The sequence below is a fragment of the Cloacibacillus sp. genome, from assembly GCA_036655895.1.
In the GTDB taxonomy this organism is placed as follows: domain Bacteria; phylum Synergistota; class Synergistia; order Synergistales; family Synergistaceae; genus JAVVPF01.
In genome coordinates, this window is record JAVVPF010000017.1 from 35570 (window position 1) to 54566 (window position 18997).

At 55.8% G+C, this 18997-nt stretch carries 24 protein-coding genes; 23 read left to right on the forward strand and 1 reads right to left on the reverse strand.

The window, feature by feature from the left end; translation table 11 throughout:
- The first annotated feature begins 16 nt into the window (after window positions 1–16).
- The 21 genes from rpsE (at window position 17) to lat (ending at window position 13938) form a co-directional block, all read left to right on the forward strand.
- The gene (gene rpsE, locus RRY12_06940; GenBank protein MEG2184397.1) at window positions 17–538 is read left to right on the forward strand and encodes a 30S ribosomal protein S5; all 522 of its coding nucleotides are present in this window, start codon (window positions 17–19) and stop codon (window positions 536–538) included.
- Window positions 539–552: 14 nt separating this feature from the next.
- A complete protein-coding gene (gene rpmD / locus RRY12_06945) occupies window positions 553–735 on the forward strand; it encodes a 50S ribosomal protein L30 (GenBank protein ID MEG2184398.1) in 183 nt (60 codons plus the stop codon).
- A 12-nt stretch (window positions 736–747) separates the two neighbouring features.
- A complete protein-coding gene (gene rplO, locus RRY12_06950) occupies window positions 748–1194 on the forward strand; it encodes a 50S ribosomal protein L15 (protein ID MEG2184399.1) in 447 nt (148 codons plus the stop codon).
- Between the two features lies 1 nt (window position 1195).
- A complete protein-coding gene (secY, locus tag RRY12_06955; GenBank protein MEG2184400.1) occupies window positions 1196–2491 on the forward strand; it encodes a preprotein translocase subunit SecY in 1296 nt (431 codons plus the stop codon).
- Window positions 2492–2511: 20 nt separating this feature from the next.
- Window positions 2512–3153: an adenylate kinase gene (locus tag RRY12_06960; GenBank protein ID MEG2184401.1), complete on the forward strand. Its 642-nt coding sequence runs from the start codon at window positions 2512–2514 to the stop codon at window positions 3151–3153.
- 11 nt (window positions 3154–3164) lie between these two features.
- Window positions 3165–3935, forward strand: coding sequence for a type I methionyl aminopeptidase (gene map, locus RRY12_06965; GenBank protein MEG2184402.1), 771 nt, complete (start codon window positions 3165–3167; stop codon window positions 3933–3935).
- On the forward strand, window positions 3926–4273 hold the full coding sequence (locus tag RRY12_06970; protein MEG2184403.1) for a KOW domain-containing RNA-binding protein: 348 nt from the start codon (window positions 3926–3928) through the stop codon (window positions 4271–4273). Before map ends, RRY12_06970 begins: the two co-directional genes overlap by 10 nt.
- On the forward strand, window positions 4255–4473 hold the full coding sequence (infA, locus tag RRY12_06975; protein MEG2184404.1) for a translation initiation factor IF-1: 219 nt from the start codon (window positions 4255–4257) through the stop codon (window positions 4471–4473). Before RRY12_06970 ends, infA begins: the two co-directional genes overlap by 19 nt.
- Window positions 4474–4529: 56 nt before the next feature.
- The gene (gene rpmJ / locus RRY12_06980; protein MEG2184405.1) at window positions 4530–4655 is read left to right on the forward strand and encodes a 50S ribosomal protein L36; all 126 of its coding nucleotides are present in this window, start codon (window positions 4530–4532) and stop codon (window positions 4653–4655) included.
- Between the two features lie 6 nt (window positions 4656–4661).
- Window positions 4662–5039: a 30S ribosomal protein S13 gene (gene rpsM, locus RRY12_06985; protein MEG2184406.1), complete on the forward strand. Its 378-nt coding sequence runs from the start codon at window positions 4662–4664 to the stop codon at window positions 5037–5039.
- A gap of 23 nt (window positions 5040–5062) precedes the next feature.
- Window positions 5063–5455 carry a 30S ribosomal protein S11 gene (gene rpsK, locus RRY12_06990; protein MEG2184407.1) on the forward strand — a complete coding sequence of 131 codons (393 nt, stop codon included), beginning with the start codon at window positions 5063–5065 and terminating at the stop codon, window positions 5453–5455.
- Window positions 5456–5479: 24 nt separating this feature from the next.
- The gene (gene rpsD, locus RRY12_06995; GenBank protein ID MEG2184408.1) at window positions 5480–6106 is read left to right on the forward strand and encodes a 30S ribosomal protein S4; all 627 of its coding nucleotides are present in this window, start codon (window positions 5480–5482) and stop codon (window positions 6104–6106) included.
- An 11-nt stretch (window positions 6107–6117) separates the two neighbouring features.
- Complete coding sequence (locus RRY12_07000) at window positions 6118–7206, forward strand: DNA-directed RNA polymerase subunit alpha (GenBank protein ID MEG2184409.1); 1089 nt, start codon at window positions 6118–6120, stop codon at window positions 7204–7206.
- A 3-nt stretch (window positions 7207–7209) separates the two neighbouring features.
- Window positions 7210–7563 carry a 50S ribosomal protein L17 gene (gene rplQ, locus RRY12_07005; protein MEG2184410.1) on the forward strand — a complete coding sequence of 118 codons (354 nt, stop codon included), beginning with the start codon at window positions 7210–7212 and terminating at the stop codon, window positions 7561–7563.
- 56 nt (window positions 7564–7619) lie between these two features.
- Window positions 7620–8453 carry an ATP-binding cassette domain-containing protein gene (locus tag RRY12_07010; GenBank protein ID MEG2184411.1) on the forward strand — a complete coding sequence of 278 codons (834 nt, stop codon included), beginning with the start codon at window positions 7620–7622 and terminating at the stop codon, window positions 8451–8453.
- Entirely contained in the window at window positions 8438–9280 is an 843-nt protein-coding gene (locus tag RRY12_07015; GenBank protein ID MEG2184412.1) for an ATP-binding cassette domain-containing protein, read from the forward strand. The genes RRY12_07010 and RRY12_07015 overlap by 16 nt, the downstream gene beginning before the upstream one ends.
- Window positions 9270–10079 carry an energy-coupling factor transporter transmembrane component T gene (locus tag RRY12_07020; protein ID MEG2184413.1) on the forward strand — a complete coding sequence of 270 codons (810 nt, stop codon included), beginning with the start codon at window positions 9270–9272 and terminating at the stop codon, window positions 10077–10079. Before RRY12_07015 ends, RRY12_07020 begins: the two co-directional genes overlap by 11 nt.
- Window positions 10076–10831 (forward strand): tRNA pseudouridine(38-40) synthase TruA, encoded by a 756-nt coding sequence (gene truA / locus RRY12_07025; protein MEG2184414.1) that lies wholly within the window; start codon window positions 10076–10078, stop codon window positions 10829–10831. The genes RRY12_07020 and truA overlap by 4 nt, the downstream gene beginning before the upstream one ends.
- A gap of 64 nt (window positions 10832–10895) precedes the next feature.
- Window positions 10896–11945, forward strand: coding sequence for a rod shape-determining protein (locus RRY12_07030; protein MEG2184415.1), 1050 nt, complete (start codon window positions 10896–10898; stop codon window positions 11943–11945).
- The gene (locus tag RRY12_07035) at window positions 11945–12367 is read left to right on the forward strand and encodes a YkgJ family cysteine cluster protein (GenBank protein ID MEG2184416.1); all 423 of its coding nucleotides are present in this window, start codon (window positions 11945–11947) and stop codon (window positions 12365–12367) included. Before RRY12_07030 ends, RRY12_07035 begins: the two co-directional genes overlap by 1 nt.
- A gap of 206 nt (window positions 12368–12573) precedes the next feature.
- Complete coding sequence (gene lat, locus RRY12_07040; protein MEG2184417.1) at window positions 12574–13938, forward strand: L-lysine 6-transaminase; 1365 nt, start codon at window positions 12574–12576, stop codon at window positions 13936–13938.
- A gap of 74 nt (window positions 13939–14012) precedes the next feature.
- On the opposite strand, the gene glgB is transcribed toward lat, so the two are convergent.
- Window positions 14013–15914: a 1,4-alpha-glucan branching protein GlgB gene (glgB, locus tag RRY12_07045; GenBank protein ID MEG2184418.1), complete on the reverse strand. Its 1902-nt coding sequence runs from the start codon at window positions 15912–15914 to the stop codon at window positions 14013–14015.
- Window positions 15915–15977: 63 nt separating this feature from the next.
- On the opposite strand from glgB, the gene RRY12_07050 reads away from it, so the two are divergent.
- Both RRY12_07050 and malQ read left to right on the forward strand, forming a co-directional pair.
- The gene (locus RRY12_07050; GenBank protein MEG2184419.1) at window positions 15978–17414 is read left to right on the forward strand and encodes an FAD-linked oxidase C-terminal domain-containing protein; all 1437 of its coding nucleotides are present in this window, start codon (window positions 15978–15980) and stop codon (window positions 17412–17414) included.
- On the forward strand, window positions 17414–18955 hold the full coding sequence (gene malQ / locus RRY12_07055; protein MEG2184420.1) for a 4-alpha-glucanotransferase: 1542 nt from the start codon (window positions 17414–17416) through the stop codon (window positions 18953–18955). Before RRY12_07050 ends, malQ begins: the two co-directional genes overlap by 1 nt.
- Window positions 18956–18997: the final 42 nt, after the last annotated feature.

An 18997-nucleotide genomic window follows, 5' to 3' on the forward strand; every position in this document is an offset into this window, starting at 1 on the left:
GAGGAGGCGCAATAAAGTGGCGAAAGAGACACAGAATCAGAAAACCTACAGCAGCAGAGGCCTTGAGCTTTCTGAACGCATAGTTTCCATCAACCGCGTCAGCAAAGTCGTAAAAGGCGGTAAGCGCTTCCGCTTCAGCGTACTGGTCATCGTCGGCGACGGCGTGAGCCAGGTCGGTCTCGGAATGGGCAAAGCGAAAGAAATTTCGGTTGCCATGAAGAAGGGCATCGAGCACGCGAAGAAGAACCTTATCGACCTCAAGAAGACGGGACATACGCTTCCGCATCCCATCATCGGCAAGTTCGGAGCGGCAGAAGTGCTCCTCCGTCCCGCCGCCCCTGGAACCGGTGTTCTCGCCGGCTCCTCCGTGCGCCCGATCATGGAACTCGGCGGAGTGAAGGACATCATCGCGAAGGTAACAGGAAGAACTTCCAACCCCATCAACATTGCGTACGCAACGATGGACGCTGTGAAGCGCCTCCGCACCCCCGATGAGATCTACCGTCTGCGCGGCAAAGACCGCAGCAAAGAAGCCTAGGAAGGAGACAGACTATGGCGAAACTTCGTATAACATGGAAGAAGAGCACAATAGGACGTCCTCCGCAGCAGGAGAGAGTCATAAAGGCTCTTGGCCTTCACAGGCTCAACGAAACAGTTTATCACCAGGACACTCCGCAGGTACGCGGCATGATCAACAAGATCGGCCACCTGCTGGAATGGTCTGTTGAGGAATAAGGAGGTACTGCCATGAAACTTCATGAACTGTCCCCCGTACCGGGATCACGCAAGACAAAAAAACGCCTCGGGCAGGGGCTTGGCAGCGGCCAGGGAAAGACTGCAGGCAAAGGGCACAAGGGTCAGAAGGCCCGTAAGAGCCCCGACATCAAAGCCAACTTTGAAGGCGGCCAGATGCCGCTTGCACGCCGCATCCCGAAACGTGGATTCAGCAACTTCCGTTTTGCCGTCAAATATTCGATAGTGAATATCGCGGACCTGGAAGAGAGATTTGAAGCGGGTACAGAGGTCACAGCAAAAGAACTCTACGAACTCCGTCTCATCTCCGACGCTGGAAAACCCGTCAAGGTGCTTGGCGTAGGCGAACTCTCAAAGAGCCTCAACGTTAAGGCGAATGCCTATAGTTCATCGGCCGCAAAGAAAATCGAAGCGGCCGGCGGCAAGGCAGAGGTAATATAACATGCTGGATTCCTTCCGGGACTCATTTCGGCTTCCCGATTTGAAGCGCCGCATACTCTTCACACTTGCAGCGCTCTTCGTATACCGTCTGGGTGCGCACGTACCCACTCCCGGAGTGGATGCAGCAGCCCTCGGAAAACTTTTTGACCAGGGCTCCCTTCTGGGATTCCTGGATCTTTTCGCGGGCGGCGCGCTCAGCCGGTTCAGCATCTTTGCGCTGGGCGTGACGCCTTACATCAACTCAAGCATTGTCATGCAGCTGCTCGCAGTCGTCGTGCCAAGCATTGAGAAGATGCAGAAAGAGGGAGAAGAGGGGCGTAAGAAGATCGTCCAGTGGACGCGTTACGGCACGATCGCCTTCGCCTTTATTCAGGCAGTTGGCATGACAGGCTGGCTGAGAGGGCTTGGAATCTATTCCGGCAGTTTCTTTGACATAATCCTCGTCTCGCTTACACTGACAACAGGCGCCGTAGCAGTCATGTGGATCGGAGAGATCATGACGGACCACGGCATCGGAAACGGAATATCGCTGCTCATCTTCGCGGGTATAGTAGTAAGGATACCCGAGGCGATCGTCCGCACGGCCTCTATGGTGAGGCTTGGCGAGATGAACTTCCTCGTGCTCATCATAGCGATAGCTATAATGCTGGGCGTAATAGCAGGATGCGTCATGCTCCAGGAGGGACAGCGCAGACTCCCCGTACAATATGCTAAACGCATGGTCGGCAACAAAATGTACGGCGGCCAGTCAAGCTTCATCCCGCTTAGAGTGAACACGGCAGGCGTTATACCGATAATCTTCGCCTCCTCGATCCTGCTCTTCCCCTACACCATCGCCGGTCTTTTCCAGCACAGCGTGGCTAGGATGATACAGCAGGCGATGAGCCCGAGCAGCCCGATATACATGATACTTTATGTGGCGCTCATCATCTTCTTCTCATATTTCTACACGGCGGTCGTCTTCAAGCCTGAAGACATCTCCAACAATATGAAGAAGAACGGCGGGTTCATACTGGGCATACGCCCGGGCAGACCGACGACAGATTATATTGAAAAGGTCATGGGCCGCATCACGCTCGGCGGCGCGGTAGCGCTTGCCGTAATCGCGGTCGTTCCTACCATAATGACTGGGATCATGAACATCAATACGTTCTACTTTGGCGGAACTGCTGTTATAATTGTCGTCGGCGTTGCGCTCGACACTGTCCATCAGATAGAGGGGCAGCTCCTTATGCGCCATTACGAGGGTATCCTCAAACGCCGCGGCGGTAAAAACGGCGGTCTCTTAAGACTGTAGTCCAAAAGAGGCGAAGCACAATGAGGATCATTCTTCTTGGAGCACCTGGCGCAGGCAAGGGAACGCAGGCCGAAAGCATCAAAGCCAAATACCCTATAGCGCATATATCAACGGGCGACATCCTCCGCGCCAACGTCAAGGCGGGGACGGAGCTCGGCAAGAGCGCGAAAGAATATATGGATGCAGGCAAACTTGTGCCTGATGATGTTATCATCGGCATGATGGAGACTCGTCTTCAGGAGCCCGACTGCAAAGAGGGCTTCATGCTCGACGGTTTCCCGCGCACCATAGGTCAGGCGGAAGCGCTTGACGGTATGCTCAAAAAGTTAGGCATCGCGCTCGACGCGGTAGTGAGCCTCAACATCGGCGACGATACCGTCGTCACGAGGCTCACGGCCAGAAGAGTCTGCAAAAAGTGCGGCGAAATATACAACACCGTGCTGAAGCCTGAAAAAACGGCTGGCCTCTGCGACAAATGCGGCGGAGAGGTAGTCCAGAGGGACGACGACAAAGAAAGCGTCATACGCAATCGTCTTGCCGTCTTCCATCAGCAGACGCAGCCCCTTATTGAGTATTACGAGAAACAGGGCCTTTTGATCCCCGTAGACGCGTCTGGCAAAAAAGACGCGGTGCTCAATATCCTTGAGCGGACGAAAGGTTAAGGCGCTTTTTAATGATCACCTTTAAAAGCGACCGGGACATTGCGAAGATGCGCGTAGCAGGCCAGGTCGTAGCTGATATCCTCAAATTGATGAGAGATATGGTAAAACCAGGAATAGATACTCTTACTCTTGACGAGGCGGCTGAAAATCTGGTAAAAAAATCAGGTGGCAAACCGGCCTTCAAAGGATACAAAGTACCATGGGAGCCTATTCCGTTTCCCGGCACGATCTGCGCGTCGATCAATGAAGAGGTCGTGCACGGGATCCCCTCAAGAAACAGAGTTCTCAACGAGGGAGACATAATCAGTATCGACACCGGCGCCTCAATCGACGGCTTTTTCGGAGACGCATGCTGCACCTTTGCGGTGGGGAAAATCAGTGAGGATCGACAGCGGCTGCTCGACATCACTCTGGCATCCCTGCACGCGGGAGTCGCGGCTGTGAAACCGGGAGCAACGCTCGGAGACATCGGACATGCGGTAGAACAAGTTGTCACCCCTGCGGGCTACGGCCTCGTCAGGGACTACGCAGGCCACGGCATCGGACATAGGCTGCACGAGGCTCCACAGGTCCCCAATTACGGGCGGCCCGGAAGCGGTATAACCGTCAAACCGCGGATGACCTTTTGTGTAGAGCCTATGGTGATGATCGGAGCGGAAGAGGTTACCCAGCGTCCTGGCGGATGGACCGTCGTCACAAAAGATGGAAGCGACGCGGCTCATTTTGAATTCAGCCTTCTGGTAACGGAAGACGGCGTGGAGATACTTACGCCATGGGAATAACCTCCCGCACACAGAAAGTAAGCTTCTGCGCAGGAGACGTCGTAGTCGTGCTCCGCGGAAAGTACGCGGGGAAACCATTTGCCGTTATGGGCACTGACAACGAAAGAGTATTGATAGCAAACGGGGCGGAATTCAAAGCGGCTAAGCCCAAGAAGAAAAATGTTATTCACCTGCACCAAACGCACTATAATCTCGAAGATGTGGCTGGGCGTGTCGCTGGCGGGAAACCTCTAGACAATGGCTGGTTGATGCAAAAACTTTCCAACTTGTTGGAAAAAAGCAGCGGCGCATCTTGCAAACAGGAGGATGAAGCTGCCGAATGGCCAAAGAAGAGGTAATTGAAGTAAAAGGCAAGGTAGTGGAGCCGCTGCCGAACGCCATGTTCAGGGTAGAACTTGAAAATGGCCACAAGATACTGGCTCATGTCTCGGGAAAAATGCGTATGCATTTTATCAGGATCCTTCCGGGCGACAGAGTTCTATTGCAGCTTTCGCCCTACGACCTGACTCGCGGTAGGATAACATACAGATACAAGTAGATGAGATATAATTCTCAATTGGCAGAAACAAGTTCAGTCAAGGAGGTCTGCATTTAATGAAAGTAAGACCGTCGGTCAAACCTATATGTGAATTTTGCAGAGTCATTAAGCGCCACGGTGTCGTGCGCATAATCTGCAGCAGAAACCCGCGCCATAAGCAGCGTCAGGGAGCAAGGAGGTAGCAGGGAATGGCTCGTTTAGCCGGAGTAGACCTGCCGCGTGATAAAAGGATCGAAATAGCCCTTACCTATATTTTTGGGATCGGGCCGGCAGTTGCAGAGGATATCATAAAGATCACTGGAATCAACCCGGATACAAGGGTTAAGGATCTTTCGGAAGAAGAAGAGCAGAAGCTGCGCGCAGAGATTGAAAACAACCGTCTCGTAGAGGGCGACCTCCGCCGCGACATCGCGATGAACATCAAGCGTCTTATGGACATTGGCTGCTATCGCGGGATCAGACACCGTCTCGGCCTCCCTGTAAGGGGACAGAAAACCAAGACGAACGCCCGCACGCGTAAAGGTCCCAAGAGGGCCGTCGCGGGCAAGAAGAAAGTCACCAAGTAAGGTTTCAGGGGAGGGAATAACAGTTGGCCAAACGCGTACAGCGCAGTCGCAAGCGCAAAGAAAGAAAGAATATCAGCTATGGTGTTGCTCATATATTCTCAACATTCAACAACACGATAGTGACTCTTACCGACAAACAGGGCAACGCCCTTTCATGGGCCTCCGGCGGCAACGTCGGATTCAAAGGAACCCGTAAATCGACGCCTTATGCAGCACAGATGTCCGCAGCACAGGCGGCGAAAGTTGCACAGGATCATGGCGTTACAGAGATCGATGTAGTTGTAAAGGGTCCCGGCCCGGGACGTGAATCTGCTATCCGTTCGCTTCAGGCGGCGGGGCTTCAGGTTAACGTTATCCGTGACGCAACGCCGATCCCGCACAATGGCTGCCGTCCGCCGAAACGGCGCCGCGTGTAGTCTTTAAAGGAGGTACTTATAAGCATGAGCAGATACACAGGACCTGTCTGCAGGCTCTGCCGCGCAGAGGGCGCCAAGCTCTTTTTAAAGGGAGACCGCTGCTATACAGAGAAATGCGGACTTTCCAAACGTAACTCAAAGCCCGGACAGCACGGCACGCGCCGCGGCAAAATGAGTGAATATGGAATCCGTCTCCGCGAGAAGCAGAAGCTTCGCCGCTTCTACAGCATCAACGAGACGCAGTTCAGCACAATATATGAAAAAGCCACAGGAATGGCGGGCCAGACCGGCCACAATTTCCTCCAGCTTCTTGAGCGCCGTCTTGACAACGTCGTATACCGCCTCGGCCTCGGCGTCAGCCGCAGCCAGGCCCGTCAGCTTATTTGCCACGGACACTTCACGGTAAACGGCCGCAAGCTCGACATCCCAAGCGCTCTTCTTAAGCCGGGCGACGTAGTCGCAGTGGCCGAAGGCAGCCGCGACATGGCCGCCCTCAAAGAAAACGCGGAAGCGGCTGCAGGACGCGGCATCCCCGCGTGGCTGGAATTTAACCCGGAATCAATGTCAGGCACGATTCTTACAGTACCGGTCCGCGAACAGATTGACGTACCTGTAAACGAACAGCTTGTTGTTGAATTCTATGCACGTTAGTGCAGCGAAAGGTGGGGGAGTATATGGAGCATGATCGTCATGAGATCATTGTACAAGAATCCACCCCGTCTTACGGTAAGATTACCGTAGAGCCCCTTGAACGGGGTTACGGAGTAACGCTGGGCAATTCACTGCGCAGAGTTCTGCTGTCATCGATCAGCGGAGCCGCCGTTGTTGCGGCGCGCATTGACGGCGTGCTGCATGAATTCAGCACCATACCGGGAGTCAAAGAGGACGTAATTGAGCTTCTCGTCAACCTGAAGCACATACCGGTCCGCTGCCATTCAACAGCGGTGCGTACTCTCCACCTGGAGGCGAAGGGTCCTAAGGTCGTTACCGTATCTGACATAGACCCTGACAGCGAAGTGGAATTCCCAGATCCCGAGGCGTACGTCTGCACGCTTGAAGAGGGACACGCGGTATCTATGGATATCTACGTGGCGACCGGCACAGGATACGCGCCGATCGACCGTCCGAGAGCCTCCTACCTTCCGGTGGACGCTCTTCAGACGGACGCTCTCTTCTCGCCCGTCGAACGCGTCAAATACGAGATACAGGACAAGCGTATGGGACAGCGTACCGACTACGACAGCCTTTCGCTCGAGATATGGACCAACGGCGTCGTTTCGCCGGAGAGCGCCGTCATTCAGGCAAGCCGCATCTTAAAGGGCTACTATGCCTCATTGGTGGACTCTCTTGCAGGCCCCGGCACCAGCGTTCTTGACGAGATCATCAAGAACGACGAGGCCTCAAGGTCGGCGGCGCTTGCGGGCGGCAAGGGCTTTGAAGCCCACGCCGGTCTGCCGGGCTTCCCGATGGGCGAAAATTCCATCTACTCGCGTCCGGTGAGGGATCTTGAACTCTCTGTGCGCAGTGAGAACTGCCTGCTTCGCGGCGGAGTACACATGATAGGCGAACTCGTCTCAAGGACGAGGGACGACCTTCTGAAAATCCGCAACCTCGGCAAAATCTCCCTTAAGGAGATCGAGGAGAAGCTGTCCAAGTTCGACCTTCATCTGAGCGGCGACATAAGCACGCCGATAGACACAGACGATGAAGACGACGCGGACATGAACGATCAGAATTTGAAGGAGGAATAACCAATGAGACACCGCATGAACACAAGGCGGTTGGGCCGCTGCAGCGCCCACAGGTGGGCCATGCTTGGAAACATGGCTGCCAGTCTCTTCATAGAGGAGAGCATCGTTACGACTGAGACAAGAGCGAAAGAGCTTCGCCGCGTTGCCGAGAAACTTATCACCAAGGCAAAGGCCGGCACCCTCAACGACCGCCGTCTCGTCATCGCCCGCATTCCTCACAAAGAGGCGGTAACGAAGCTCTTTGATGTGCTTGGCCCCAAATATGCCGAACGCAACGGCGGCTACACCAGAATAGTAAAGCTTGGCGCGAGAGTCGGAGACGCTTCGCCGATGGCGGTAATACAGCTGGTTGATTAATGGAACTTCAAAGGCCGATAACGAGAACTAATAATTCTCGTTATCACTTATTTTAAATGACACAGGAAAAACAATTCATACTCAAAGGCGCGGAATTCTCCTATCCGTCGTCGCCGAAAACGGTGCTGCGGGGAATAGATATGGAGATCCGCGCCGGCGAGTGGGTTGCAGTTCTTGGTTCAAACGGTTCCGGCAAATCTACGCTGCTAAAACTTTTAAGCGCCCTGCTCTTTCCAACGCAGGGCCTTTGTTTTGTCGGCGCAAGTCCCTCCTCCGCGCTCACGCGTCAGCAGATGAGCCGAGCCGCCGCCATCGTCTTCCAAAACCCCGAAGACCAGATAGTGGCCTCAACGGTGGAGGAGGAGACGGCCTTTGGGCCTGAAAATTTAGGCCTGCCGCCGCGCGAGATAATTTCGCGCGTAGAAGAGGCTCTTGCGGCTACAGGGCTTTCCGGCTTTGAAAAACGCCTCGTTTCGTCGCTCTCCGGCGGCCAAAAGCAGCGCCTCGCTCTTGCCGGCGCACTTGCGATGAAGCCGCGGGCAATACTGCTTGACGAGGCCATGTCCATGCTAGACCCTCAGTCGCGAGCTGACTTCACGCACCTGATAGCGGCGGAGCACAAAGAGGGCAAAACGATAGTCCAGGTTACGCACCGCCTTGAGGAAATACGTCTCTCTGACAGAGTCGTCCTCCTGTGCGACGGCGTCGTCGCGCTTGATTTGCCAACCGGCGAATTTTTAAAAATGAGCGCGGCGGAACTGGCCCGGTTAAATTTGAACAAACCGCCTCTTGAACGGCTTGCCGAAGGGCTTGCCGGCATCGGGCTTTTTGATAAAGAAAGCGAAATATCCGTCGAAAGCATCACAAACACACTATGCCGATCATTGTAGAAAACCTCAGCCACTCATACGGACTTGGACTGCCCGGCGAACACCGCGCGCTTTGCGGCGTCTCGTTTCAGGCAGACCCCGGCTGCGTCACGGCCGTACTGGGACACACCGGAAGCGGAAAATCGACGCTCGCGCAGCATTTGAACGCGCTGATAACGCCGCAGAGCGGCACAGTCTCCGTGGACGGACTTACCACAGAGAGTGCGGACAAGCGCCGCTCCGTCCGAAAAAAGGTGGGGCTTGTCTTTCAATACCCGGAAGAACAGATATTCGCAGAAAACATACGTGAAGAGATAGCCTTTGCGCCACGCAACTGGGGCCTTTCGGAAGACGAAATAGAGGCCGTCATACCGGAGGCTATGGCCGCCGTAGGCCTAGACCTTTCCATGCTTGACCTGTCGCCTTTTAACATATCCGGCGGCCAGCGCCGCCGCGTGGCGATAGCCTCGGTGATAGCTGCGCGCCCAGATTATCTGGTGCTGGATGAGCCGACGGCCGGCCTTGACGCCTCCTCCGCGCGGGAACTGTCGCGAATGCTCGCCTCCTTCGCCGAAGGCGGGATGGGCATAATACACATAACGCACGACATAGAGCTTGCGCTCACAGAGGCCTCAAAAATACTGGTGCTTGAAGAGGGGCGCGTAGTCTCCTTCCAGCCCCCGGCGCAGACCGCGGAAACGCTCTGTTGCTCACATATAAAGGGCCTTGTGCTGCCGGAGGTGCTGCGGATATCCGCGGCGCTCAAAGAGCGCGGGAAGACGGAGCGCCTTGCCTGGACGCCGGAACAGCTCATAGAAGAGATACGGAGCGCTGGCCATGTCATTTGATAAAATAGCGCTCGGTCAATACGTGCCGGCGGAGTCGCCCGTACACGCGCTCGACCCGCGCCTTAAAATACTTATGACCATAACGGTGATGGCCGCAATATTCGCAACGTCCGGGCTTACCGGCTTTCTTCTGTGGGGAGCGGCGCTCGTCGCTTTCACGAAATTATCCAAGATACCATTCCGCGTCGTGCTCGCATCGGCGAAACCAGTCATCATCCTCGTCGTCTTCACCTCGCTGCTCCATCTTTTTATAACGCCGGGCGCGCCCATAGTTCGCGCAGGCCCGCTTTCCATATCGCAGGAGGGGGCCGCAGCCGCAGTTAAAATGTCGCTTAGGCTGCTCTACCTCGTCATGTTCGCCTCGCTCCTGACTCTCACCACCACTCCGGCAAAAATATCAGACGGCCTTGAAAGCCTCCTTTCGCCGTTCAGGCGCGTGGGCCTTCCGGCGCACGAAATATCCATGATGATAACGATAGCGCTTCGCTTCATCCCCACGCTCTTTGAAGAGACGGGGCGCATAATCAAGGCGCAGAAATCCCGCGGCGCGGAATTTGAGACCGGCAGCCTCATAAAACGCGCAAAGGCCTACATCCCCGTTCTCATACCGCTCTTTGTAATAATATTCAAAAGAGCCGACAGCCTCGCCTCCGCGATGGAGGCGCGCGGTTATCACGGCGGCGCAGGCAGGACGAGAATGTACCCGCTTAAATATAACGGAGGTGACGCGGCCGCAGCCGCGCTCTTTATAGTCATTGTGGCGGCGGTACTTGCGGCAGACAGGATGGCCGGACTGTGACGCGGTACGCGGCTGAGGTGAGCTACGACGGCGGCAGGTTCAGCGGATGGCAGGTGCAGCCCGACCAGCCCTCCGTTCAGCAGGCCATTGAATCAGCGCTGTCGCTTTTAAACGGCGGCCCAACCTACGCGGCGGGCGCGGGCCGCACAGACGCCGGGGTACATGCGAGGGCGCAGGTCTGTTCGTTTGACATGGCGCGCCAATGGGAGCCGCGAAAACTGACCCTTGCCGTAAACTCGAACCTTCCCGAAGGCGTCTCGTTCATAAGGACGGCGCAGGCGCCGGATGATTTTCACGCGAGATTCAGCGCTGTCGAAAGGGAGTACCGCTATTTTATATGGAACTCAAGCACTATCTACCCACATCTGAAGGAGCGTGTCTTTTGGCTCAAATCCCCTGGGCGCGACTGGAAACTTGCCGCGCGCGCGGCGGCTGGACTGCTTGGGACCCACGACTTCAAAAATTTCTGCCGCGCGGAGTCGTCTGACAAATCAACCGTGCGCACTATCTCCAAAATAAAATTGATGCACAGAGGCTCGCTTGTCGTATTTCAGATACGAGGCGACGGCTTTCTTCACAACATGGTGAGGATAATACTGGGCAACATCGAGCTTGCGGCGCGCGGTGAACTTGCGCCGGAGGCAGTGGCGGAGCTGCTTTCGCCGGAAAAAAGCCGAGAGGACGGCGGTCGGACATTTCCAGCCTGCGGCCTTTATCTTTGGGAGATAACCTACAACGAAAAATTATGGTAAAATTAACCCTTGAACTGCAAATAAAAAATTCGGAAGACCTCTAAAGAGAGGGAGGCATTTATAAATGTGGAATAGAGATATTGGAATAGATCTTGGCACAGCGACCGTACTTGTATTCGTGAAGGGAAAGGGCGTCGTGCTGCGTGAGCCGTCAGTCGTCGCGATGGACCAGAGCACAGGCAAGATACTTTCAGTCGGCGAAGACGCGAAAATAATGATAGGTAAGACGCCGGGAAACGTAGTGGCCATTCGTCCGCTGCGCGACGGCGTTATTGCGGACTACACGATGACCGAGGTCATGCTGCGCGAGTTCCTGAAAAAAGTGACCTCTGGCATGGAGCGCATCGTGCGCCACCGTCTGATGATAGGCGTCCCGGCCGGAGCCACGGACGTCGAGCGCAGGGCGGTGCTTGAAGCGGCGCTTGAAGTCGGCGCGAAAGAGGCCTACCTCATCGAAGAACCGATGGCGGCCGCTATAGGCGCAAACATGCCGGTCGGCGAAGCCGTAGGCAACATGGTGGTCGATATAGGCGGCGGCACCTCAGACATCGCCATAGTCTCGCTCGGAGGCCTCGTAGTCTTTGAGTCGCTTCGCGTGGGCGGAGATAAATTTGACGAAGCTATCGTCCGCTACATGCGCAAGCAGTACAACCTGGCCATCGGCGAGCAGACGGCGGAGGACGTAAAAAAGCAGATAGGCGCCTGCGACCCGCTCAAAGCCTCGCCCGATAAAACAATGGACATCCGCGGGCGCGACCTCGTACAGGGGCTGCCGCGTCAGGTGACCGTAAACAGCGTAGACGTAGCGCAGGCGATTGAAGAGCCGGTCAACCAGATAATAGCGAGCATCAAGCGCGTCCTTGAAAAAACTCCGCCCGAACTTTCCGCGGACGTAATGGACCGCGGCATAATCCTCACCGGCGGCGGCGCGTACCTGCGCGGCCTTGCCGAACTCATCATGGAAGAGACTGAGATAAACGCGCTCGTTGCCGAATCGGCGGGAGAATGCGTGGCGCTTGGCACAGGCATAGCGCTTGAATCGCTCGACAAACTCAAAGAAACTGGCGCAGTGTATCTTGCTACAAAAAGAGGCATCAAGGCAAACAGCAGATAATGGACTACTGGTGGAGCGAAAGCGGCCTCAGGTTTGAATGCGCCGCCTGCGGGCGATGCTGCGGCGGCTCTCCCGGCGTCGTTTGGACGACGCCGGCGGAAAGAGCCAACATAGCGAAGGAACTCGGCATCGACGCGATGGCCTTTAGGGAAAAATATATGGTCAGGCTTGAAGGCAAATGCAGCCTTATTGAACTTGAAAACTACGACTGCATATTTCTTGAACGAAACTCAGCGAGGTGCAAAATTTACAAAGTACGGCCGCTACAGTGTCGTCTTTTTCCGTTTTGGCCCTCGCTGCTGACCGATCAAAATGGTTGGAATTATTACGCCAATTTTTGCCAAGGAATGAATCAAGGTAAATTATATTTGCCTGAAATATTGAATAAATTCTTAAATTTGCCAGCTGCGCGGTACTTATAGCCGTTATTTGGGGTAAAGCTGCTCTTTTGTCAGAAAATATAATCTCCTATAGCTGATATATTAGATAAATTAGACTAAATTGAGCGTTATATTCTTGAAATTGCATCTTGATTTTATTATGTACTAAGGTTAAACTTATATATGTAAAGAACTTTTAATTGAACCAAAACCTTTATGGGGTTCACAAAATTGAGGAGGTTGTTCAAATGCCATCAAATTGCTCAGTAGCACCGAAAGATGTATTCCCAACCATCGAAAAGCTTCTGCTTCGTGACGGTTTCGACATCGTCATCGACATGGAACAGTCAAAAGGAAGCCACATAGTTGATGCAGCCAGTGGTGCAAAATGGCTCGACTTCTACACATTCTTCGCGTCATCACCGTTTGGTATGAACCATCCCAAGCTTGACAACCCGGAATTTAAAGAAAAAATATTCCGCGCCGCGATCAATAAAGTCGCCAACTCCGACATCTACACACAGGAGATGGCCGAGTTTGTAAAGACGTTCGGCGAAGTTGCAGTCCCCGAGGGATTCAACCACGTATTCTTCATCGACTACGGTACGCTCGCAGTCGAGAACACTTTCAAGGTAGCCATGGACTGGAAAGTCCAGAAGCTGATGCAGAAGGGCAAAGTGACCCCCGGCGAAGCCTACAACGGACGCAAGGGCACAAAAATTATGCACTTCAACGAGGCGTTCCACGGCCGTTCAGGCTACACGCTCTCCGTCACCAACACCAACGACCCCAACAAACATCAGCGCTACGCCAAGTTCACAGAGTGGCCGCGCATCCTCAACCCGAAGGTCACATTCCCGCTCGAAGAGAACCTCGGACAGGTGGAATGGCTTGAAGCGCAGGCTGTCAAGCAGATAAAAGAAGCCCTCATGAACGATCCTGACGGACACGCGGCGATAATCCTCGAGACCATCCAGGGCGAAGGCGGCGACAACCACTTCCGCACAGAGTTCATGCAGCAGCTCCGCGACATCTGCGACGAAAACGAAATGCTCCTTATTTTCGACGAAGTCCAGTGCGGCATGGGCATCACGGGCAAGATGTGGGCCTGGGAACATCACGCACCTGTAAAGCCTGACCTCTTCTCCTTCGGTAAGAAGGCGCAGATATGCGGACTCGTAGCCGGCCCGCGCGTCGACGAAGTCGAAAACAACTGCTTCAAGGTCTCCAGCCGCATCAACTCAACATGGGGCGGCACGCTCGTGGACATGGTCCGCGCGCAGAGATACCTTGAGATCTACCGCGACGAAAAAGTCCTTGACTACGTCAGCAACGTTGCAGGCCCCGCGCTCTACGCCGGCCTCAAAGAGCTGGAGTCAGAATTCCCCGGATACATCCGCAACGTCCGCGGCAAGGGTCTTATGTGCGCATACGACATCTGCACGCCGGAGCTCCGCAACAAGTTCCTCGGCGAATGCCACAAAGAAAACATGCTCATCCTCGGCTGCGGCAGCAACACAGTCCGCTTCCGTCCCGCCCTCAACGTTCCTCTTGAGGACATCCAGAAGGGCATCGAGATCTCCCGCACAGCCGCAAAGAAAATATTCGGCTAATACCAACAATAAAACACTCCTTACAAACAAAAAGCTCGGGGCCTTCGCCCCGAGCTTTTTTATTTTCACAGTTTTTATTTCACAAAAATCACGCAGGCAAGAGGCGGCACGGTTATTTCGGCGGAGCTGTCCCTGTTGTGGAACGGGATATCCTGCGCCGTCACCGCGCCCATGTTGCCGACGCCGGAACCGCCGTATACACAGGCATCGCTGTTGAGCGCCTCTTTCCAGAGGCCGGGTTTTGGGAAGCCCATGCGGTAGCCGGTACGCGGCACTGGTGTGAAGTTCACGGCGGCGACAAGTTCGTTGCCCGCCTTGTCGCGCCTTATGAAGGAGACTATGCCGGCGTCTTTATCGGCGCAGTCTATCCATTGAAAGCCCTCCTGACTTGTGTCAAGCTCCCATAGCTCAGGGCGGCTTTTGTAGAAGTTGTTCAGGTCGGCCAGCCACTTTGCGGCGCCAGCGTGGAGCGGGTCTGCGAGCTCATGCCAGTCAAGGCTCTGGTCGTGGTTCCATTCGCGGCTCTGACCGAACTCGCCGCCCATAAAGAGCAGCTTCTTGCCGGGGTGCGCGAACATCCATCCGAACAAAAGCCGCAGGTTCGCCGCCTTCTGCCATGCGTCTCCCGGCATTTTTTCAAGCAGCGAGCATTTGCCGTAGACAACCTCGTCATGCGAGAAGGGCAGCACGAAGTTTTCGGCGTAGGCGTACCACATGCCGAAGGTGAGACGGTCGTGATAATATTTTCTGTATATCGGGTCCTTTGACATGTATGAGATGAAGTCGTTCATCCAGCCCATGTTCCATTTATAACCGAAGCCCAGGCCGCCGAGCCATACTGGTTTCGTCACCATAGGCCACGAGGTGGATTCCTCCGCCGTCATCTGTATGCCGGGAAAATCTTCGTAGAGCGCGCAGTTGAGCTCCTTTAGGAAATCTATCGCCTCAAGGTTTTCTTTGCCGCCGTATTTGTTCGGTATCCATTCGCCGCTGCGCCGCGAGTAGTCAAGGTAGAGCATAGAGGCTACCGCGTCTACGCGAAGGCCGTCTGCGTGGTATCGTTCGGCCCACATGTGCGCGGAGGAGATCAGAAAGCTGCGCACCTCGCCGCGCCCGTAGTTGAAGATGGCGCTCTTCCAGTCCGGGTGGAAGCCCTGACGCGGGTCCTGATGCTCGTATAGCGCGGTGCCGTCAAACTTTGAAAGGCCGAAGGCGTCGGTCGGAAAATGCGATGGCACCCAGTCGAGTATGACGGCTATCTGCGCTTCGTGAAGCGCGTCGACTAGCTCCATGAAATCTTCCGGCGCGCCGTAGCGCGAGGTGGGGGCGAAATATCCGGTCGTCTGGTATCCCCACGAGCCGTAGAAGGGGTGTTCCATTATCGGCATCAGCTCCACATGAGTGAAGCCGTTTTCCGTAAGATACTGCGGCAGCGTTTGCGCAAGCTCGCGCCATGTGAGAAAGCGGCCGCCCTCCGCGCGCCGCCAGGAACCGGCGTGCATCTCGTAGACGGACTGAGGCGCAGAGCAGTCGCTCTTTTGCGCGCGGGCCGCCATCCACTCCTCGTCGCGCCACGCGTGCATAGGCGCCGCCACGACGGAGGCGGTGTCGGGAGGCGTTTCGCAGAAAAAGGCCATAGGGTCGCTCTTGTTAAAACGTTCTCCGTTTGCCGCAGTGATGCTGTATTTATATTTTTCGCCGGTTTTTGCGCCGGGCACGAAGCCCTCCCATACGCCGGAGGAGTCCCATCGCGGCGCAAGCGGCGCGCGCCCTGCGTCCCAGCCGTTGAAGTCGCCTATGACGCTTACCGCGCCCGCCGCGGGCGCCCATACGGCGAAATGAACGCCCTCACGGCCCTCGTGGCTATGCGGATGCGCGCCTAGGAAATCGTAGACCCGCCTGTGAGTTCCCTCACGGAAGAGGTATATATCGTTTTCGGTGGCCAGCGTAGGCCCGTAAATAATGTCGCTGTTCATTGATAATCGCCTCCGCTCTTATTTATGATATTATATCCTGATAATGGTATCGGAGGTAGGATAATGGACGCACTCTTTTCGTATAATAAGATAACCAATGAAGCTATAGATGAGATAGAGAAAAAAATCGGGGCCTGCAACGTCTGCCGCGACGAGGAAAAGGTAAAAACCTATTCGCGCGACGAGGTGCCGCAGAGCGCCTATGACAGAGAATATTGCGCGGAGCTGCTGGTATTCCCAGAGAGCACGGAGCACGTTTCGGCGGTCATGAAGATAGCGTGGGAACGTCGCATACCGGTTACGCCGCGCGGCGCCGGCACAGGGCTTTCCGGAGGCGCTATGCCGGTCTGCGGAGGCATCGTAATGAGCTTTGAGAAGATGAACAACATCCTGGAGCTTGACGAAGAAAACCTGACTCTGACCACCGAACCTGGCGTCGTCACTTCGGAGATTAGCCGCATGGCGGCGCAGCACGGGCTGCTTTACGCGGGCGACCCGTGCAGCGGGGACGCCTCGTACATCGGCGGCAATATCGCGGAAAACGCCGGCGGCAACAAGGTGATAAAGTACGGCGCGACCGGCGCTCAGGTGCTGGCGCTGGAGGTGGTGCTGCCGGACGGCTCCGTCACATGGTTTGGCGGCAAACGCCGCAAGGACGTAACGGGGCTTGACTTCGTGCATCTTATGGCCGGCTCTGAGGGCGTGCTTGGCGTCATCACGAAGGCGGTGCTGAAGCTGCTGCCTCTGCCGCGCTTTTCTGTGGACTTGCTCGCCGCCTTTGACGACCCGCAGAGCGCGATAGATTTCGTCCCAAAGATAATCACCGAAGGCGGGCTGATCCCCGCCTCGATAGAGTTTCTTGATAAAAAGGCGCTGGACCTCGCGCAGCGGTATCTGGGTTCTCCCGTTCCAGCTGGAGAGGCGGGTGCTGCGCTTATCATCCAGCTTGAAGAAAACGACGCGGCGAGGCTCGAGGCCCAGTTTGAAGAGATAGGCAAACTTTCGCAGCGCCACGGCGCCTACGAGGTCTACGTGGCGGATACGCGCAGCACGAAAGAGCGCATCTGGCAGGCGCGCAAGAGCGTCCCCGAGGCGGTCTCTTTTTTCTACAGCCGATACACGAAGGAGGACCTCGTAGTTCCCACCGCGCTTGTGCCGAAGCTGCTTGAAATGGTGCGCGAGACGGCGGAGGCCGACGGTCTGGAGTGGATAGCCTACGGCCACGCGGGCGACGGAAACATGCACTGCACGATAATCTCGCCCGACTGCCCGAACTGGCACGACCGGCTCCACGCGGCGCAGGAGGATATCTACAAAAAAATAAAGAGGCTTGGAGGCACGCTATCCGGCGAGCACGGCATAGGATTCAAGCGCAAGGATTACATGAAATATTTTATAGACGAGGCGCAGCTTGAACTGATAAAGCGCGTGAAGCTCGCCTTTGACCCGAGGAATATTTTGAATCCCGGAAAACTGGTTGACTGGAAGACCGGCGACTGATGCCGCGCAGACGACAAAGCGGCCTTTTGATCCACATAACCTCGCTGCCGGGCGCCTATTCCGTGGGAGACATGGGGCCGGTGGCCGTTGACTTTGCCGGGCACATGAGCCGGCTTGGTTTTTCCGTGTGGCAGATGCTGCCGCTCACGCCGACCGCTGAAATTTTCGGCAACTCGCCTTACTGCGCGCCGTCCGCCTTCGCGGGCAACCTGCTTCTTGTAAGCCCGGATGCGCTTGCCCAGGAGGGGTTTGTGACGCAGGAGGAGCTTGCCGCGTGGTTTGCGCCATCGTTGGGCCGCGCCGATTTTGCTTCGGCGCACAGCTGCAAAAAATCGCTGCTTGCTCTTGCGTGGAGGCGTTTTTGCGCGGAGCCGGAAAAATTTGCAGACGTTCGCGGCGAATATGAGGCCTTTTGCGCCGAAGAAGATTCTTGGCTTCGCGATTATGCGCTCTTTACGCTGCTTAAGGAAAAATTCGACGGCGCGCCGTGGGCCGCGTGGCCCGCGCCGTATGCCGCGCATGATGAATCTGCGCTTGATTTGCTTCTTTGCGAAGAAAAAGAGGGCGTAGATTTCATCCGATTCTGCCAGTTTGTCTTTTACCGCCAGCTTCGCGCGCTCTCTTTGCGCTGCGCGGAATGCGGCGTCACGCTTATGGGCGACCTTCCCATATATATCGCCTGGGACAGCGCGGACGTATGGGCTTCGCGCGAGCTTTTCGACCTTGACGAGCAGGGCTTTCCGCGCGGCGTGGCCGGCGTGCCGCCCGACTATTTCAGCCCAACTGGGCAGAGGTGGGGCAACCCTCTTTATAACTGGGAGCGTATGCGCGCCGACGATTTTGCGTGGTGGCGCGCGCGCATCGCCCATACTCTTAAATATTTCGGGCTGCTTCGCATAGACCATTTCAGAGGACTCTGCGCCTTCTGGGCGATACCGGCCTCAGAGCCTACGGCGGTAAACGGAGAGTGGAGGCAGGCGCAAGGCAAAGAGATGCTGCGCGCCTTTTACAAGATTGACTGGGCTGGGCGCGGGCCTCTGCCGTTTATTGCGGAAGACCTTGGCATAATTACGGACGACGTGCGCGATCTGATGCGCGAGCTTGGCCTGCCCGGCATGAAGGTGCTTATGTTCGCCTTCGGCGGAGAGGTGGACAACCCGTATCTTCCGCACAACACGGAGCCGGCCTCCGTCGTCTACACCGGCACGCATGACAACGACACAGCGGTTGGCTGGTGGCGCGCGGGTTCCTCGGTGCGTGAGAGGATAAATTTCAGCCTCTACAGCGGACGCGAGGTGACGCGCGAGAATGCGGCGGCCGTCATGACGCGCATGGCTCTTTCCTCCGCGGCGGAGCTGGCCGTCGTGCCTGTGCAGGACATCCTTGGGCTTGACGGCTCGTGCCGGATGAACGTCCCGTCGCAGGCATCTGGGAGCTGGCAGTGGCGCCTGACGCCGCAGCAGATGAAAAACATAGCGGAACCCGGCTGCGACTTTGTCGGCGTGCTGAAAGAGCTAAACAAGATATACGGCAGGATATAAAATATAATATAAACAGATATAAAAATGAGAAAGGGCGTCAAA

What these genes read in the sequence shown, in the direction of transcription:
- rpmD (MEG2184398.1), top strand. Translation starts at nt 553, where the DNA reads ATGGCGAAACTTCGTATAACATGGAAGAAGAGCACAATAGGACGTCCT.
- rpsM (MEG2184406.1), top strand. Translation starts at nt 4,662, where the DNA reads ATGGCTCGTTTAGCCGGAGTAGACCTGCCGCGTGATAAAAGGATCGAA.
- lat (MEG2184417.1), top strand. Translation starts at nt 12,574, where the DNA reads ATGCCATCAAATTGCTCAGTAGCACCGAAAGATGTATTCCCAACCATC.
- RRY12_07020 (MEG2184413.1), top strand. Translation starts at nt 9,270, where the DNA reads ATGTCATTTGATAAAATAGCGCTCGGTCAATACGTGCCGGCGGAGTCG.
- RRY12_07030 (MEG2184415.1), top strand. Translation starts at nt 10,896, where the DNA reads ATGTGGAATAGAGATATTGGAATAGATCTTGGCACAGCGACCGTACTT.
- RRY12_06960 (MEG2184401.1), top strand. Translation starts at nt 2,512, where the DNA reads ATGAGGATCATTCTTCTTGGAGCACCTGGCGCAGGCAAGGGAACGCAG.
- rplO (MEG2184399.1), top strand. Translation starts at nt 748, where the DNA reads ATGAAACTTCATGAACTGTCCCCCGTACCGGGATCACGCAAGACAAAA.
- rpmJ (MEG2184405.1), top strand. Translation starts at nt 4,530, where the DNA reads ATGAAAGTAAGACCGTCGGTCAAACCTATATGTGAATTTTGCAGAGTC.
- map (MEG2184402.1), top strand. Translation starts at nt 3,165, where the DNA reads ATGATCACCTTTAAAAGCGACCGGGACATTGCGAAGATGCGCGTAGCA.
- malQ (MEG2184420.1), top strand. Translation starts at nt 17,414, where the DNA reads ATGCCGCGCAGACGACAAAGCGGCCTTTTGATCCACATAACCTCGCTG.
- rpsD (MEG2184408.1), top strand. Translation starts at nt 5,480, where the DNA reads ATGAGCAGATACACAGGACCTGTCTGCAGGCTCTGCCGCGCAGAGGGC.
- glgB (MEG2184418.1), bottom strand. Translation starts at nt 15,914, where the DNA reads ATGAACAGCGACATTATTTACGGGCCTACGCTGGCCACCGAAAACGAT.
- RRY12_07035 (MEG2184416.1), top strand. Translation starts at nt 11,945, where the DNA reads ATGGACTACTGGTGGAGCGAAAGCGGCCTCAGGTTTGAATGCGCCGCC.
- rplQ (MEG2184410.1), top strand. Translation starts at nt 7,210, where the DNA reads ATGAGACACCGCATGAACACAAGGCGGTTGGGCCGCTGCAGCGCCCAC.
- infA (MEG2184404.1), top strand. Translation starts at nt 4,255, where the DNA reads ATGGCCAAAGAAGAGGTAATTGAAGTAAAAGGCAAGGTAGTGGAGCCG.
- RRY12_07010 (MEG2184411.1), top strand. Translation starts at nt 7,620, where the DNA reads ATGACACAGGAAAAACAATTCATACTCAAAGGCGCGGAATTCTCCTAT.
- RRY12_07050 (MEG2184419.1), top strand. Translation starts at nt 15,978, where the DNA reads ATGGACGCACTCTTTTCGTATAATAAGATAACCAATGAAGCTATAGAT.
- RRY12_06970 (MEG2184403.1), top strand. Translation starts at nt 3,926, where the DNA reads ATGGGAATAACCTCCCGCACACAGAAAGTAAGCTTCTGCGCAGGAGAC.
- RRY12_07015 (MEG2184412.1), top strand. Translation starts at nt 8,438, where the DNA reads ATGCCGATCATTGTAGAAAACCTCAGCCACTCATACGGACTTGGACTG.
- secY (MEG2184400.1), top strand. Translation starts at nt 1,196, where the DNA reads ATGCTGGATTCCTTCCGGGACTCATTTCGGCTTCCCGATTTGAAGCGC.